Source organism: Erythrobacter sp. 3-20A1M (assembly GCF_018636735.1).
Lineage (GTDB): Bacteria > Pseudomonadota > Alphaproteobacteria > Sphingomonadales > Sphingomonadaceae > Alteriqipengyuania.
The window spans coordinates 1,323,283-1,336,914 of sequence record NZ_CP045200.1; the positions used below are offsets into that span (position 1 = coordinate 1,323,283).

Annotated in this window: 20 protein-coding genes; 9 read left to right on the forward strand and 11 right to left on the reverse strand. The window is 65.3% G+C overall.

From position 1 onward, the window contains the following. Positions 1-85: 85 nt before the first annotated feature. Genes F7D01_RS06485 through F7D01_RS06500 form a run of 4 tightly spaced genes read left to right on the forward strand, consistent with a single transcriptional unit; the run spans position 86 to position 3,058 of the window. Positions 86-685, forward strand: coding sequence for a protein-L-isoaspartate O-methyltransferase (locus tag F7D01_RS06485; protein WP_215229374.1), 600 nt, complete (start codon positions 86-88; stop codon positions 683-685). A gap of 2 nt (positions 686-687) precedes the next feature. Then, on the forward strand, positions 688-2,169 hold the full coding sequence (locus tag F7D01_RS06490; protein ID WP_215229375.1) for a TolC family outer membrane protein: 1,482 nt from the start codon (positions 688-690) through the stop codon (positions 2,167-2,169). A gap of 3 nt (positions 2,170-2,172) precedes the next feature. After that, positions 2,173-2,622: a DUF2497 domain-containing protein gene (locus F7D01_RS15380; protein WP_215229376.1), complete on the forward strand. Its 450-nt coding sequence runs from the start codon at positions 2,173-2,175 to the stop codon at positions 2,620-2,622. A 46-nt stretch (positions 2,623-2,668) separates the two neighbouring features. Then, complete coding sequence (locus F7D01_RS06500) at positions 2,669-3,058, forward strand: ferredoxin (RefSeq protein ID WP_215229377.1); 390 nt, start codon at positions 2,669-2,671, stop codon at positions 3,056-3,058. A gap of 12 nt (positions 3,059-3,070) precedes the next feature. On the opposite strand, the gene F7D01_RS06505 is transcribed toward F7D01_RS06500, so the two are convergent. Then, positions 3,071-3,370, reverse strand: a complete 300-nt coding sequence (locus F7D01_RS06505) for a hypothetical protein (RefSeq protein WP_215229378.1) — start codon at positions 3,368-3,370, stop codon at positions 3,071-3,073. A gap of 94 nt (positions 3,371-3,464) precedes the next feature. Between F7D01_RS06505 and F7D01_RS06510 the strand changes: the two genes are divergently transcribed. The 3 genes from F7D01_RS06510 to xth are packed head-to-tail and all read left to right on the forward strand — an operon-like array spanning position 3,465 to position 5,099. Then, the gene (locus tag F7D01_RS06510; RefSeq protein ID WP_215229379.1) at positions 3,465-3,896 is read left to right on the forward strand and encodes a CBS domain-containing protein; all 432 of its coding nucleotides are present in this window, start codon (positions 3,465-3,467) and stop codon (positions 3,894-3,896) included. Between the two features lie 31 nt (positions 3,897-3,927). Beyond that, entirely contained in the window at positions 3,928-4,281 is a 354-nt protein-coding gene (locus F7D01_RS06515) for an iron-sulfur cluster assembly accessory protein (protein ID WP_215229380.1), read from the forward strand. Positions 4,282-4,319: 38 nt separating this feature from the next. Further along, positions 4,320-5,099 carry an exodeoxyribonuclease III gene (gene xth / locus F7D01_RS06520; RefSeq protein ID WP_215229381.1) on the forward strand — a complete coding sequence of 260 codons (780 nt, stop codon included), beginning with the start codon at positions 4,320-4,322 and terminating at the stop codon, positions 5,097-5,099. A 45-nt stretch (positions 5,100-5,144) separates the two neighbouring features. On the opposite strand, the gene F7D01_RS06525 is transcribed toward xth, so the two are convergent. The 10 genes from F7D01_RS06525 to F7D01_RS06570 all read right to left on the reverse strand — a co-directional run bounded on the left by F7D01_RS06525 (position 5,145) and on the right by F7D01_RS06570 (position 11,660). Then, positions 5,145-5,792 (reverse strand): cell wall hydrolase, encoded by a 648-nt coding sequence (locus tag F7D01_RS06525; protein ID WP_251567129.1) that lies wholly within the window; start codon positions 5,790-5,792, stop codon positions 5,145-5,147. A 217-nt stretch (positions 5,793-6,009) separates the two neighbouring features. After that, positions 6,010-6,336, reverse strand: coding sequence for a DUF1491 family protein (locus tag F7D01_RS06530; RefSeq protein ID WP_215229383.1), 327 nt, complete (start codon positions 6,334-6,336; stop codon positions 6,010-6,012). A gap of 44 nt (positions 6,337-6,380) precedes the next feature. After that, positions 6,381-6,878, reverse strand: coding sequence for a PaaI family thioesterase (locus F7D01_RS06535; protein ID WP_215229384.1), 498 nt, complete (start codon positions 6,876-6,878; stop codon positions 6,381-6,383). Beyond that, positions 6,838-7,299: a PTS sugar transporter subunit IIA gene (locus tag F7D01_RS06540; protein ID WP_215229385.1), complete on the reverse strand. Its 462-nt coding sequence runs from the start codon at positions 7,297-7,299 to the stop codon at positions 6,838-6,840. Before F7D01_RS06540 ends, F7D01_RS06535 begins: the two co-directional genes overlap by 41 nt. 96 nt (positions 7,300-7,395) lie before the next feature. Next, positions 7,396-7,965, reverse strand: coding sequence for a ribosome hibernation-promoting factor, HPF/YfiA family (gene hpf, locus F7D01_RS06545; RefSeq protein ID WP_215229386.1), 570 nt, complete (start codon positions 7,963-7,965; stop codon positions 7,396-7,398). 62 nt (positions 7,966-8,027) lie between these two features. Next, a complete protein-coding gene (gene dnaQ, locus F7D01_RS06550; protein ID WP_215229387.1) occupies positions 8,028-8,717 on the reverse strand; it encodes a DNA polymerase III subunit epsilon in 690 nt (229 codons plus the stop codon). Between the two features lie 51 nt (positions 8,718-8,768). Then, positions 8,769-9,377, reverse strand: a complete 609-nt coding sequence (coaE, locus tag F7D01_RS06555; protein WP_215229388.1) for a dephospho-CoA kinase — start codon at positions 9,375-9,377, stop codon at positions 8,769-8,771. Continuing rightward, complete coding sequence (locus tag F7D01_RS06560; RefSeq protein ID WP_215229389.1) at positions 9,374-10,231, reverse strand: shikimate dehydrogenase; 858 nt, start codon at positions 10,229-10,231, stop codon at positions 9,374-9,376. The genes coaE and F7D01_RS06560 overlap by 4 nt, the downstream gene beginning before the upstream one ends. Then, on the reverse strand, positions 10,228-10,827 hold the full coding sequence (locus F7D01_RS06565; RefSeq protein WP_371819715.1) for a Maf family protein: 600 nt from the start codon (positions 10,825-10,827) through the stop codon (positions 10,228-10,230). The genes F7D01_RS06560 and F7D01_RS06565 overlap by 4 nt, the downstream gene beginning before the upstream one ends. After that, positions 10,824-11,660 (reverse strand): pyruvate, water dikinase regulatory protein, encoded by an 837-nt coding sequence (locus F7D01_RS06570; protein ID WP_215229391.1) that lies wholly within the window; start codon positions 11,658-11,660, stop codon positions 10,824-10,826. The genes F7D01_RS06565 and F7D01_RS06570 overlap by 4 nt, the downstream gene beginning before the upstream one ends. A gap of 326 nt (positions 11,661-11,986) precedes the next feature. Between F7D01_RS06570 and hemE the strand changes: the two genes are divergently transcribed. Further along, positions 11,987-13,012, forward strand: a complete 1,026-nt coding sequence (gene hemE / locus F7D01_RS06575) for a uroporphyrinogen decarboxylase (protein ID WP_215229392.1) — start codon at positions 11,987-11,989, stop codon at positions 13,010-13,012. 24 nt (positions 13,013-13,036) lie between these two features. Beyond that, entirely contained in the window at positions 13,037-13,480 is a 444-nt protein-coding gene (locus tag F7D01_RS06580; protein WP_215229393.1) for a CopD family protein, read from the forward strand. The last annotated feature ends 152 nt before the right edge of the window (positions 13,481-13,632 follow it).

Here is a 13,632-nt window from a genome sequence, read left to right on the forward strand (position 1 = left end):
AATTCGCTTGGCCTGCCATGCGCCGCAAGCTAGAGACCATTGACGTGCTGTATTGCACGTGTAACACACGCTGTCAGAGACCCAGATGATCGATTCCGCCGCCCGCACCCTTGATTTCGCCGCCGCCCGCCGAGCGATGATCGATAGCCAGCTGCGCACCAGCGGCATCAACGATCCCGCCGTACTGGACCGGATGGGCACCGTCCCGCGCGAGGATTTCGTGCCGCCCGCCGCGCGCGGCTATTGCTACATGGACCGCGCCATTCCACTGGAGGACGGCGGCATGCTCGCCCCGCCTCCGGCGCATGGAATGATGCTGGAGGAAGCGCGGCCGAAGAAGACCGACAGCGCCCTGGTCGTAACCAATGGCAGCGCCTATCTCGCCGCCCTGCTGCGCCCACTGGTCGCCTCGGTCGAGACGATGCCCGCAGCAGAGACCGTCGAATACAAGGGCCGCAAGAGCTTCGATCTGGTGCTGGTGGACGGCGCGATCGAACATGCGCCAGCCGCGCTGGCTAAGCTTGTTGCGGAGGACGGACGGCTGGTGACCGGCCTGGTCGATCGCGGCCTTCCCCGGCTCGCGCTGGGTCGCCGCAGCGGCAAGGAACTGGCCCTGCTGCCGATCCAGGACATCGCGCTGCCCCGGCTTCCGGCATTCGACAAACCGAAGGGCTGGAGCTTCTGAACATGCCGTGTGGGAGGGGGATTGCCGTGTTGCTGGCGGGGGCCGCCATCTGGGCGACCCCGGCGCAGGCCGACACGCTGCGCGAGGCGCTTCTCTCCGCCTATCTCGACAATCCGACGCTGGAAGCGGCGCGGGCGCAGCAACGCGCCGAGGACGAGAACGTGCCCATCCAGAAGGCGCAAGGTCGGCCCAACGTGTCGGGCACCGGGCAATATGTCGAATACGTCAAGACGAGCAGCAACAGCTTCAATTCCCCCAGCCGTAGCTTCGGCACCAATGTCGATCTGGCCGTGCCGATCTATTCCGGCGGGGCGGTGAAGAATTCCGTCCGCGCGGCGGAAACCCGCGTCCAGGCGGGGCGCGCCGATCTGCGTGCGACGGAGAGCGCGATCTTCAGCCAGGTCGTGGCCGCATACATGGACGTGTTGCGGGCGCAGGCGCTGGTCGGGCTCAATATCAATCAGGTCGAAGTGCTGAGCGTCAATCTGCAGGCGACCAGCGACCGTTTCGAAATCGGCGAGCTGACGCGGACCGACGTGGCGCAATCGCAGGCCCGCCTCGCGCTGGCGCAGGGGGATCTGCGCAACGCGCAGGCGAACCTGATTGCGGCGCGCGAAACTTATGTCCAGCTGGTGGGTGAGGCACCGACCGACCTCCAGCCCCCGCCCCCGCTCCCCAACCTGCCCGATTCGGTCGAGACGGCGGTGGACGTCGCGCTCGAAAGCAATCCGGACCTGATCGCCGCGCGTGAGCGCGCCGACGCGGCCGATTACGATATCGATGTCGCCGGGGCCGGCCGCTATCCGCGTCTCTCCGTCTTCACCAGCGGCGGATATGCGAACTATCTCGGTAGTGCGGGCAGCCAGATTAACCCCGTCGTGACGCAAGCGCAGACCACCGCCTCCGCCGGGGTCCAGTTCACCATTCCGATCTTCCAGGGCGGGCTGCCCGCCGCGCGCCAGCGACAGGCGCAGGCGCGTGCGGGGGCGGCACTGGAACAGGTGGTCGCGACCGAACGCGACATCATCAGCCAGGTGCGCGCGGCATGGTCCAGCTATCGCGCGGCGCTGCAGATCATTGAAAGCTCGCAAGTCGCGGTCGATGCCGCCGACTTGAGCCTGGAGGGGGTGCGGGCGGAAAATTCCATCGGCAACCGTACCGTGCTGGAGGTGCTCAACGCGGAGCAGGAGTTGCTCAACGCGCGCGCCCAGCTGGTGACCGCGCGGCGCAACGCCTATGTCGCCGGGTTCTCGCTGCTGGCGGCGATGGGCCGGGCGGAGGCGCGCGACCTGGGGCTCGACGGTGGGGTGCTTTACGACCCGGTGACCAATTACGACCGGGTTCAGGGCAAATGGTGGGACTGGAGCCGCGATTCCGATCCGGAAACCCAGTCGACGCGAACGGTTGACATTCCCGCACAGACTGCGGAAATTCCCGACGATGCGGCGGCCGAGATGGAGTCCGCCCCGGTCCAGGGGGATTAAAGCATGCCTCACCATTCAGAGGCCTCGGTCGAGGAAATTCTCGAATCGATCAAGCGGGTGATCGCGCGCGATGCCCCGCCGGTTCGCGGGGCACGCCCTGCCGCCGAGACGCCCGAGCCTGCGGGTGAGGAAGAGGCGGAAGACGTCCTGGACCTGGGCGTGGGAGACGTGCTGGACGAGGATCGCTGCGCGCCCGGAGCGGACGAGGAAGAGCCGCCGCTGACCACCGAATCGGCGCGCCATGCGATGCGCGACAATCTGGCGGCGCTCGCCATGCTGGCGGAACCGGGGGCGAAGCCGCAGATCGTGCGCTCAGGCGAAACCTCGCTGGAAGGTCTCGCGCGCGAAATGCTGCGCCCGATGCTGGCGCAATGGCTGGACGAGAACCTGCCCCCGATGGTCGAACGGCTGGTGCGCGAGGAAATCGCGCGGATCGCGCGCAAGGAAGATTGATCCCGGCGCTTGCGGGCGCGATGCCCTGCCCTACATTGCCCTGGTAATGAGCAGCGACAAGAAGATGCGCAAGGCGCAGCGCGCCTTTGCCAAGATCGGCGGGGATGCGATCGAACGGCACATCTTCCTGTGCTCGATTTCCGAGAAGCAGAAATGTTGCGACCGCGACACCGGCAAGGCGGCGTGGTCCTACCTGAAGGGGCGGCTGAAGGAGCTGGGCCTGGCCGGGCCTAAGCGTGCCGATGGGACCGGCGGGGTGCAGCGGACCAAGGCGGACTGCCTGCAGGTCTGCGCCATGGGGCCGATCGCGGTCGTCCATCCCGGCAATGTCTGGTATCGTTCCTGCACCGAGCCGGTGCTGGAGGCGATCATCCAGCAACACCTGATCGGTGGCGAACCGGTCGAGGAATTTCGTCTCCGCGCTCCGACCGACTGACGCGCCCGGCCCCTAGTCGCCTCGGGTGCGCTCTTCTTCCAGCCGGTCGTCGATCGATGCGTCGTGTCCGGTGCCGTTGGAAAGAAAGACCAGGCCCATCAGCGCGCCCGTCAGCATCATCGAAGCGGTGATGCCCAGGCCCACCGCGATGAACAGGTGGATCGAGAGGTTCTCCACCCGCAGATAGATCAGGGTCATCGCGATCCCGACCACTGCCACCGTCACCGCGAACATGAAGCGGAGCAGGCGGCGATAGCGCGCCCAGGCGAAAGCGGCGTTCTCGGGATCGTCGAGGGGTGACTTCGATTGCATGGTCGCGCGTGCTTCCTCGCTCGCGATTCGCCATCGCGGTCGCGCCGTGGCATCATGGGTCGCGACCGGTCGGGCAAGGGAAGGGAGAGACCCAATGGACATAGCCGCAATCATCGCTGAACGCGACCCATCCGACATCCTTACGTGCGATGGCGCCATGGCCGTGCGCGACGCGGTCGGCCTGCTGGCGGGCAAGCGGATCGGCGCGCTGCCGATCGTGCAGGACGGCGAAGTCACGGGCATCTTTTCCGAACGCGATGTGGTCTATCGCCTCGCCAACGAAGGGGCATTGTGTCTCGATCGCAAGGTGTCCGACGTGATGACTTCGCCTGCCATAACCGTCGCGCCATCCACGCGCGTGGACGAAGCGCTGGCGTTGATGACCAAGCGACGGATCCGCCACCTGCCCGTGCTCGACAATGGCAAGATGGTCGGCTTCGTGTCGATCGGCGACCTCGTCAAATCCCGCTTCGACCGCGTGCAGGAAGAAGCGGAGCAGTTGCGCGTCTATATCCAGAGCGCTTGAGGAGGCGGGATCGCGACACTACATTCGCACCATGGCCGATGAAACCACGCTGACCGCCCACAAGGTGCCCGAACTGACCGACGCCGCCGCCGCGCGCGTCGCCGCGATCGCTGCGAAGCAGGGCGCACCGGCGCTGCTGCGCCTGTCGGTGGAAGGTGGCGGTTGCTCTGGCTTCCAATACAAGTTCGGGCTGGCCGAGGGTATCGAGGAGGACGACAGCGTCAGCGAAACCGGTCCGGCGAAGCTGGTGGTCGATGCGGTCAGCCTCGACCTCGTCGCCGGCAGCCGCATCGATTTCGTCGAATCGCTCGGCGGCGCGGCGTTCCGGGTCGAGAACCCGCAGGCGGCGGCAGGATGCGGCTGCGGCTCCAGCTTCGGCATTTGAGTTAGACGCGCGCGTTGGGCTGCGGCATGAAGCGGCCCATGCGTATCGCGACCTTCAACATCAACGGCGTCAAGGCGCGCCTGCCCCGCCTGCTGGAATGGCTGGAAGAGACACGGCCAGCTGTCGCCTGCCTGCAAGAGATCAAGAGCCAGGACGAAAGCTTCCCCGCCGACGAATTCGAAAAGATCGGGTATCACGCCATCTGGCACGGCCAGAAGAGCTTCAACGGCGTGGCGATCCTTGCGGACCGCGAGAAGCCGGTCGAAACCCGGCGCGGCCTTCCCGGTGATCCCAACGACGATCAGGCCCGCTATCTGGAGGCCGAGATTGGCGGGGTGACGGTGTGCAATCTCTATCTACCCAACGGCAATCCGCAGCCGGGGCCGAAATTCGACTACAAGCTCGCCTGGATGGAGCGGCTGCGCGCGCGAATGGCGGAGTTGTGGGCGCGCGAAGTCCCGGCCATCGTGCTGGGCGACTTCAACGTCATCCCGCAGGACAAGGATGTGTGGTCGCCGCAGGCCATGGCGAGCGACGCGCTGATGCAGCCCGCCTCGCGCGATGCCTATGCGCGCCTGTTGGCGGATGGCTGGACCGATGCGATCGCAACGCTCAATCCGCGGGGCGGTATCTGGACGTTCTGGGACTACCAGGCCGGTGCCTGGCAGCGCGATCATGGCTTTCGCATCGACCATTGCCTGCTCTCGCCAGAACTCGCCGACCGGCTGGTCGCGGCCGGCGTGGACAAGGAATATCGCGGGCGCGAGAAAGCCAGCGATCACACCCCCGTGTGGGTCGAGATCGCCGATCGAACCTGAGCGGGAAGCGTCGGGCGGCCCGGCATGGACCCGCCCGGCCCCATATCAACGATAGAAGACGTGGCTGCTGATCGTGGCGCGCGCGATCTTGCGGTTGCTCCAGCTCGGCCGGACGCGCTTGGCGTGGAAATAGAGCGAATCGCGCGCCTTGCTGTCCCACAGGTCCTCATGCGCGATGCGCGCGATCTTGCGCGCCCGTTGCCATGCGCCCGAAGCGCGGCGGATGGACGGCATACGGCCGCCCCGCACGAAGCTGAACTGCGATCGCTGGTAGACGACGCCGCAGTAATCGGAGGGGAATACACGCGATTCGGCTCGATTGACGATTACCCGCGCCACGGCGAGCTGCCCTTCGAGCGGTTCGCCGCGCGATTCGAAATAGATCGCCCCGGCCAGGCACTCCATCTCCCGCGACAGGCGCTTGGGCGTATCCATATCGGATACGAGCTCGCGCAGCGAGGATGCGGAATCCTCATCGGCTTCCGGAGTCGCCACCGGCTCGGGCAGCGGTTGCACGACGGGCTCCGAAACCATGACCGGCATGGTCTCGTCCACCAGCGCGGGTTCCTGCGCCGTGTCGAGCGAGAGAGTTTCAGTCTGCAGTACGCCCTCTTGGGCGAAGGCGCCGGTTGCCTCGGCACCGAAAAATCCAACGACACCTGTGGCGATGATCGCCGCGGTGCCAAATTTCAATTTCTTCTGACCCATTTGTCCCACGGATCACGGCGGTGAACGCCCAGACGCAGGCTGGAACCCGATTGCGTTATTGGCATTGTAGAGTTGGGTTCGTTGCAGGCCTGCCGGCCGCCCCCCGTCTGCGTGCTCAGCCCACGGCCGTATTGCCGTTGCGGATAAGCCTGCGCGTTCGGAAGATGGGCGGCCAAATAGGCGCCACGGCTTTCAAGTCAACTTAATGCGGCAGAATTGCGGCGAACTGTGGCCCGTCTGCGACACCCACTTCGATCACCCAGAGATCAGGGTCTTGGGCATGCCGCTCCAATCCATAATCATTATATTTTTCAACGGTTTGCTCGGGAATTACTGTCCAAGTCCGGCCTCCGTCGAGCTGCGGCATCCTTTCCAAATATTGCGGATCGGCACCACGATTTACGGTTAATATAAGGATCGATCCGGCGTCCCGGTCACCTTTGGCAATAACCATTGCGGTCCCGCCGTGCGCCTCCGCCAGCCGCCGAATAGCGGCAACCTCCAGGTGAGTGGGAAGGCGACTATCCATGATCGACACCGAGTCGCGCGGCGCAGCACCTTGCTGCGTCCGGGCTAGTCCGCGCTTTTTGCATAGCCCGGCAGCGAGGAGAGCGGGATGCGCGATTTCATGAAGGTACCCGTCCCCCTCCCGATCTCATCGCCATCGGCGTCGACCAGTCGCGATTCCGCCACGAGGATCCGCTTGTGCCCGCTGATCCAGCGCCCTTCCGCCACCACTTCTCCGGCCCGAACGGGCTTGGTAAAATGCAGGTTGAAGGACGTGGTCAGCAGAAAACGATCAGTCACCAGGGTGTTCGCGGCATAAAAGGCCGCATCGTCCAGCATCTTGAAATAGAGCGTACCGTGCGCCGCGCCCGCCGCATGATACACGCTTTCATCGACGGAGAAGGTAAGCCTGGCCTCCCCTGCCGCGGGGATGGTTATCGATGAGGTGAACAGCGCATTGACCGGCGCAGCCGCATAGAGGCGCTCCAGCGCGCGATGGTGGCCGTCCGCGCCCGCGGAAGGGTCAGGCGGCGTCACGGTCCGTGGCGTTGGTGATGAGGGCATAGAGTGCCTCGGTGCTGGGTGCCTCGATCAGCGCGCGACGCATATCCTCGCCCCGCACCATGCGCGAAATGGCGGCAAGCGCGTGCAGGTGATCCGCACCTGCCTGCGCCGGAGAAAGCAGCCCGAAGACGAGATCGACCGGCATCGCGTCGGCCGCCGCGAAATCCACCGCGCCATCCAGCCGGATCACCGCGGCGAGGGGGCGCTCTAGCCCTTCCATCCGCGCATGGGGTATCGCAATCCCGTTCCCGAACCCGGTGCTCCCCAATGCTTCGCGCTCGACCAAGGAGTCCAGTACGGTTTCCCGGTCGAGCCCGTAGACGCTCGCCATAGCATCGGCGACCGCCTCAAGGACGGCAGGCTTGTCCCCGGCAGCAGCTTCGATAACGGCATCCGGATGGAAACGCACGGAGGGGTACATTTCTGCTCGAGTTCCTTCGGTGTTTCACAGTGTCCGCCGATCGCCTCGCTCTCGGGCGGCATCGGGAAGAGGCAACCGGCACGTTCGCGGGTCGCCCTAGTGCGGTTCGACCCAACCGATCGTACCGTCGCGGCGGCGATAGACCATATTGTGTCGCCCGGTGCCAGCATTTTTGAAAAACAGCGCAGCCGTGTCGCGCAGGTCAAGCATCATGACGGCGTCGGCCACGCTCGCTTCGGGCACGTCGGTCTTGGTCTCGGCAACCACCAGCGGCGCGTCGGCGGCTTCATCCTCGTCGTCATTCTCGGCTTCGTTGGCCGCGAATATGCGATAGGCCGCTTCCTCTTCCGCCTGGGTATGCGATGCCTGCGTGTGGCGGTCCTGCAACCGGCGCTTGTAGCGGCGTAGCTGCTTGTCGAGCTTCGCCGTGGCCTGATCCAGCGCCTGATGCGCGTCATGGGCCTCGCCATGCGCCTTGATCACGAGACCGTGCATCACATGCGCCACGATGTCGCAGGAAATTGCGCTACCCGCTTTGCCGAACGTGACGTGGGACGACAGGGCCTGGGTGAAATATTTCTCGACGATGGCGTTCAGGCGATCCGTCGCATGATCCTGAAGCGCTGAACCGGTATCGATCTGGTGGCCCGAAACGCGAATATCCATCGTCACTCCTTCAATGTTCTTGGCCGTTTGCCGGCTGGTATCTCCTCTAACGCGCGAACCGCCTAGCGGCTCCACAACGGATCGTTGAGACGAGCGAGAAATGCGCGGTGTGCCGCCAGTTCCGCCTCGCTTGCTACATGGGGGCGGGGTTGGCGTCGTGGCCCGCGCTCGACCCGCGCGCCGGCGACTGCGATCGTGCTGGCCGCGCTTTCCAGTTCGGCGTCGAGCCCCAGGCCGATCTGCCGCCCACCGGTCAGCTCCACGTAAAGCTGGGCGAGCAATTCGGCATCGAGCAGCGCCCCGTGCTTCACGCGGTGGCTACGATCGATCCCGTAGCGGGTGCACAGCGCATCGAGCGACAGCTTCGCGCCAGGATGCTTGCGCCGTGCGAGCGCGACCGTGTCGACCATCCGCCCCATCGATACGGCAGGCAATTCGCACAGCGCCAGTTCGGCATTGAGAAAACCGAAATCGAAGCCGGCATTGTGGGCGACGAGGGGATCCTCGCCGATGAACTCGAGCAGCGCCGTCACGCCATCGCGAAACAGCGGCTTGTCCGACAGGAAGACCGCCGACAGGCCGTGCACCGCTTCCGCTTCCGCCGGCATGTCGCGCTCGGGATTGAAGTAGGCGTGGAACACTTCGCCGGTGGCGACGCGGTTGACCAGTTCGACGCAGCCGATTTCGACCAGGCGGTCGCCGGTTCGGGGATCGAGGCCGGTGGTTTCGGTATCGAATACGATTTCGCGCATGCGGGTGATTATCGGACTGCGAACGGCGTCGGGCAAGGGGGTGGGGCGGTCTCAGTCCCCGGCGGCGTGGATTGCGCGCAATTCCTCCACCAGATCACGTATCGCCGCCTCGGTCTGTGCGAGGGGGACGCCGGTATCGATCACGTGATCCGCCCGTTTGCGTTTCTCGGCGTCGGGCACCTGAAGGGCCAGTATGTGCGCAAACTTCGTCTCAGTCATGCCTGCCCGGGCCAGTACTCGGCAGCGTTGTATCTCTTCCGGCGCGGAAACCACCACCACGCGATCGACCGCCTCATGCCCGCCCTTTTCAAACAATAGCGGAATATCGAACACGATCAGCGGCGCATCGCGATGGCGCGCGAGAAATTCCGCTCTTTTCTTGGCCACGGCCGGGTGGACGATCCCCTCCAATTCCTGGAGCGCCACCGGATTGGAGAAAACCAGCGCGCCCAATGCTTCACGTGAAACGCCCCCATCGCCGGTCGAACTGGGGAAGGCAGCCTCGATCGCGGCAACCAGTTCGCCATCCGGCCCTTGCAACGCCCGCACCACCGCATCGGCATCGAACACTGGCACCCCGGCCGCCTCGAACATGGCGGCGACGGTCGATTTGCCCATTCCGATCGAGCCGGTGAGACCGACGATCATCGGCTCCGTCATCGAACGAGCAGCGCGCGCAGTTCGGCGTCGTGTTCGCGCGGTGGCTTCGCGCCGAAGAACCGTTCGAAGGCGAAGGCCGCCTGACCGATCAGCATCGAAAGCCCGTCGATCGTGGCGAACCCGGCTTCGCGCGCGCCCTGCAGGAACGGCGTATCCATCGGATCGGTCACGATATCGTAGGCGATCGCGCCGGGCGGGGCGTGGCTCCAGTCGAAGGCGAGCGGAGGCTGCCCGCGCATACCGAGAGGGGAGGCATTGACGATGAGATCGCAGCAGCCCTCGCGATCGTCGAAGGCGAAGTCGGTCGGGTCTGCAAAATGCGCCAGATCGACGGCGTGGTGCTCGCCTTCGGGAGCGAGCTCGTCGAGAAGCGCGCGCGCCTTGGCCGGATCGCGGCCCGCCAGGACGATGACGAAACCCTCGGCCGCCAGCGCCGAAACGATCGCGCGCGCTGCCCCGCCGGTGCCGAGTATGCGCGCCATACGGAAATAATGCGTCTCGCCGAGCCTGTCGCGGAGCGGCTCCAGAAAACCGGGCGCGTCGGTATTGTACCCTGCCAGCAGCCGGTCGGACACGGGACAGATCGTGTTTACCGCCCCGATCGACGCGGCCGGTTCCTCGATCGAATGGAGATTCGGCTGGACCATTTGCTTGAGCGGCATGGTGACATTGCAGCCACGCCAGTCAGGATCCTCGCGGCGCTCGGCGAGAAAGTCACCGATGTCGTCCGGCGTTACGCGCGTGGCCCGATATTCGGCCTCGATCCCGAGCTTGGCGAGCCAGAAGCCGTGGATCGCCGGGCTCTTGGACTGCGCGATGGGATCGCCGATAACCTCGGCATAGGGAACGCTCATGCAGCAATCGCCCCGCGATCGCGCAGCGCGGCCAGCACCTGGAGCAGCGGCAAGCCGAGCACGGTGAACTGGTCGCCGATGATGGCATCGAACAATTGCACCCCGCGCCCCTCGATCCGGAACACGCCGACGCATCCGGCAACCGCCGGCCATTCGGCACGCAGATAGCCTTCGATGAATTCGTCGGACAGCGCACGCACCTGCAAGCTTGCCATATCACCGCCGATCCATTCGATCCGGCCATCGACCGCCAGCGCAGCGGCACTGTGCAGACGCATCGTCTTGCCGGAGAAGAAGCGCAGATGCTCCGCGGCCTCGATGCGCGAAGCGGGCTTGTCGAAGCGGCGGTCGTCGACCTCCACCAGGCTGTCGCTGCCCAGCACCAGCCGTCCGGGATGATCGTGCGAGATCGCCGCCGCCTTGGCCGCGGCAAGCGCCTGCGCCACTTCGGCCGGTTCGGCATCCTCCATCGCCGCCTCGAGCGCCCGCTCGTCCACATCGGCGGGCCACGATTCGAACGGGATGCCCGCCGCGCCCAGCATGGCCCGGCGCGATTCGCTCTTCGATGCGAGGAGCAGGGCGGGATATTCGGTCAGATCGGCTTCTCCCCGGGCTTCACGCGTTCCTTGCGTTCGGTGAAGATACTGATCACCGCCGCGGCGGTTTCCTCGATCGACCGACGCGTGACGTCGATCACCGGCCAGTTGTTGTCGGCGAACAGGCGCCGTGCGAACCGTACCTCTTCCGACACCCGCTCCTTCTCCACATAGGCGGTTTCGGTCGCTTCGTTCAGCGAAAGCAGACGGTTTCGCCTGATCTGGACCAGCCGGTCGGGCGCGGTCGTGAGGCCGACGACCAGCGGATGGCGCAATCCGAACAGCGCGGGCGGGGGCGGGCTTTCCATCACCAATGGAATATTCGCCACCTTGAAGCCGCGATTGGCAAGATAGATGCTCGTCGGCGTCTTCGAACTGCGCGAAACGCCGGCGAGCACGATATCCGCCTCTTCCCACTCCTCCCAGCCGACCCCGTCGTCGTGCGCGATCGTGTACTGGATCGCATCGACCCGGTCGAAATACGCCTCGTCCATGCGGTGCTGGCGACCGGGCCGGCCATGCGCCTCTTGCCCCAATTGCCGTTCGAGCGAATCGACAACGTTTTCGAGCGCATCCACGGAGGGAAGGGACAGTTCCCGGCAATGATGTTCCAACGCGGCGCGGGTATCGGGATTGACCAGCGTATAGAGCACCAGCCCCGGGCTCTCAGCGAGTTCGGGCGCGATCCGGTCGAGATGCTGGCGCGATCGCACCATCGGCCAGAAATGGCGTATCACATCGATATTCTCGAACTGGGCCAGCGCGGCCTTCGCCACCATTTCGAGTGTCTCGCCGGTGGAATCCGAAAGGAGGTGCAAATGCATGCGGCTCATGATGCGCGCGAGCCTGCACGCGGGGGTGTGGAGAACGCAAGGCATAAACGTGCGGACAGGCCTGGGGATGAGGCAGTGGACCGATTCCACCCCCGCTATGCCGGGTTTCGCCCGCGGGCTTGTCCGCGTGCCGCGCGATAATCGACAGCCTCTGGATAAGCGGGAAAACGAGTCTTTGACTCACGTCGGCGGGCGAGTCGGATGGTGGCAAAGGGGTGGCTCGTGCGGGAGAATTCGGGCAGGGATGCGCCATCCCCGCTTTCCACAGGGCCAACAGACTCCATCATCCTATCTATAAATAAGTATATTATTGGATTCCCGACCCGATGCCCGGACCTCTCCTCGACACGCTGCGCGGCACGCGCGGTTCCACCGTTCCGCTCTGGCTCATGCGGCAGGCCGGTCGGTACCTGCCCGAATATCGCGAATTGCGGGCGGAAAAGGGCGGGTTCCTCGACCTCGTCTACGACAGCGAGGCGGCGTGCGAGGTGACGCTGCAGCCGATCCGGCGCTTCGGCTTCGACGGGGCGATCCTGTTTTCCGATATCCTGATCGTGCCCTACGCGATGGGACAGGACCTGCGCTTCCTGGCGGGGGAGGGCCCGCAGCTTTCGCCGCCGCTGAAGGACACCGCACTCGATACCCTGACGAGCGACCGCACCCGGCTGGACGCGATCTACGATACCGTCCGCCAGGTACGCGCCGCGCTGGACGACCGGACGACCCTGCTGGGCTTCGCGGGCAGCCCGTGGACCGTCGCGACCTACATGATCGCGGGCGAGGGGAGCCGCGACCAGCATGCCGCCCGGGCCATGGCCTATCGCGATGCGGAGCGCCTTGGCGAGATCGTCGACGCCATCGCACGGCTGACGGTGGAATATCTGATCGGCCAGATCGATGCCGGGGCGGAAGGGGTACAACTGTTCGACAGTTGGGCCGGCAGTCTCGCGCCCGACCAGTTCGAACGCTGGGTGGTCGCGCCCAATGCCTGGATCGTCGAGCAATTGCGTGCGGCGCGGCCCGACGTCCCGATCATCGGCTTTCCAAAGGGCGCCGGCGAGAAACTGCCCCTCTATGCGCGCGAAACCGGAGTCGATGCGCTGGGCCTGGACGAGACGATCGATCCGCGCTGGGCGGCGGCCAATCTGCCGCGCGAGCTGCCGGTTCAGGGCAATCTCGATCCGCTGCTGATTCTCGCTGGCGGCGATGCCATGGTGGAGCGTACGCGGGAGATCCTCTCTGCCTTCGCCGACCGTCCGCATGTGTTCAATCTGGGCCACGGGATCGACCGGCGCACGCCGATCGCGCATGTCGAGCGGCTGGTTGCGACGGTTCGCGATTGGCAGGGCTGATCTGAACGGGTAAGGGCTGTGCCCATGCAGGAGACTCTCGGCTTGCTGTATCTCTGGCTCAAGGCCGGCCACATCATCTTCATCGTGTTCTGGATGGCGGGATTGTTCATCCTGCCGCGCCAGATGCTGTACATGCACGCCGCGCCCCCCGGTTCGGCGGAAGAGGCGCTGTGGGCGAAGCGTACGCGGATGCTGTCCAAGGTGATCCTGATCCCTTCGATCATCGTCGTGTGGGTGCTCGGGCTGTTGCTCGCGCAGACAATCGGGGCGTGGGATCAGGGCTGGTTCCATGGCAAGCTGGCGCTCGTCGTGCTCCTGTCCGGCTATCATGGCTGGATGAGCGCGAATGCGAAGAAGATGGCGAAGGGTGCGCGTCCGTTGACCGAACGCGCGTTGCGCCTGTGGGGCGAAGTGCCCGCGGTGATCCTGGCGCTGGTGGTGATCCTGGTCGTCGTCAAACCGTTCTGACGATCCTGCGAAAAGCATGTGAGGTGAATTGACGGGCCTCGCGCTCGCGCCTATTTTACCTCCTACCAACCGGCCTTGCCGCCCTTCCCGGTCGCGGCGCGGTCCAGCTTTCCCCAAGCCTGCCCTACGAATTCTCGCGGGGCCCGAACGGA

Excerpts from the sequence above, each read along its gene's own strand:
- F7D01_RS15380 (WP_215229376.1), top strand. The coding sequence starts at position 2,173 with ATGCCTCACCATTCAGAGGCCTCGGTCGAGGAAATTCTCGAATCGATC.
- F7D01_RS06485 (WP_215229374.1), top strand. The coding sequence starts at position 86 with ATGATCGATTCCGCCGCCCGCACCCTTGATTTCGCCGCCGCCCGCCGA.
- F7D01_RS06570 (WP_215229391.1), bottom strand. The coding sequence starts at position 11,660 with ATGAGCCGCATGCATTTGCACCTCCTTTCGGATTCCACCGGCGAGACA.
- F7D01_RS06515 (WP_215229380.1), top strand. The coding sequence starts at position 3,928 with ATGGCCGATGAAACCACGCTGACCGCCCACAAGGTGCCCGAACTGACC.
- xth (WP_215229381.1), top strand. The coding sequence starts at position 4,320 with ATGCGTATCGCGACCTTCAACATCAACGGCGTCAAGGCGCGCCTGCCC.
- hpf (WP_215229386.1), bottom strand. The coding sequence starts at position 7,965 with ATGGATATTCGCGTTTCGGGCCACCAGATCGATACCGGTTCAGCGCTT.
- F7D01_RS06505 (WP_215229378.1), bottom strand. The coding sequence starts at position 3,370 with ATGCAATCGAAGTCACCCCTCGACGATCCCGAGAACGCCGCTTTCGCC.
- F7D01_RS06540 (WP_215229385.1), bottom strand. The coding sequence starts at position 7,299 with ATGTACCCCTCCGTGCGTTTCCATCCGGATGCCGTTATCGAAGCTGCT.
- F7D01_RS06530 (WP_215229383.1), bottom strand. The coding sequence starts at position 6,336 with ATGGATAGTCGCCTTCCCACTCACCTGGAGGTTGCCGCTATTCGGCGG.
- F7D01_RS06580 (WP_215229393.1), top strand. The coding sequence starts at position 13,037 with ATGCAGGAGACTCTCGGCTTGCTGTATCTCTGGCTCAAGGCCGGCCAC.
- F7D01_RS06490 (WP_215229375.1), top strand. The coding sequence starts at position 688 with ATGCCGTGTGGGAGGGGGATTGCCGTGTTGCTGGCGGGGGCCGCCATC.
- F7D01_RS06535 (WP_215229384.1), bottom strand. The coding sequence starts at position 6,878 with ATGCCCTCATCACCAACGCCACGGACCGTGACGCCGCCTGACCCTTCC.
- F7D01_RS06560 (WP_215229389.1), bottom strand. The coding sequence starts at position 10,231 with ATGAGCGTTCCCTATGCCGAGGTTATCGGCGATCCCATCGCGCAGTCC.
- coaE (WP_215229388.1), bottom strand. The coding sequence starts at position 9,377 with ATGACGGAGCCGATGATCGTCGGTCTCACCGGCTCGATCGGAATGGGC.
- dnaQ (WP_215229387.1), bottom strand. The coding sequence starts at position 8,717 with ATGCGCGAAATCGTATTCGATACCGAAACCACCGGCCTCGATCCCCGA.
- hemE (WP_215229392.1), top strand. The coding sequence starts at position 11,987 with ATGCCCGGACCTCTCCTCGACACGCTGCGCGGCACGCGCGGTTCCACC.
- F7D01_RS06500 (WP_215229377.1), top strand. The coding sequence starts at position 2,669 with ATGAGCAGCGACAAGAAGATGCGCAAGGCGCAGCGCGCCTTTGCCAAG.
- F7D01_RS06510 (WP_215229379.1), top strand. The coding sequence starts at position 3,465 with ATGGACATAGCCGCAATCATCGCTGAACGCGACCCATCCGACATCCTT.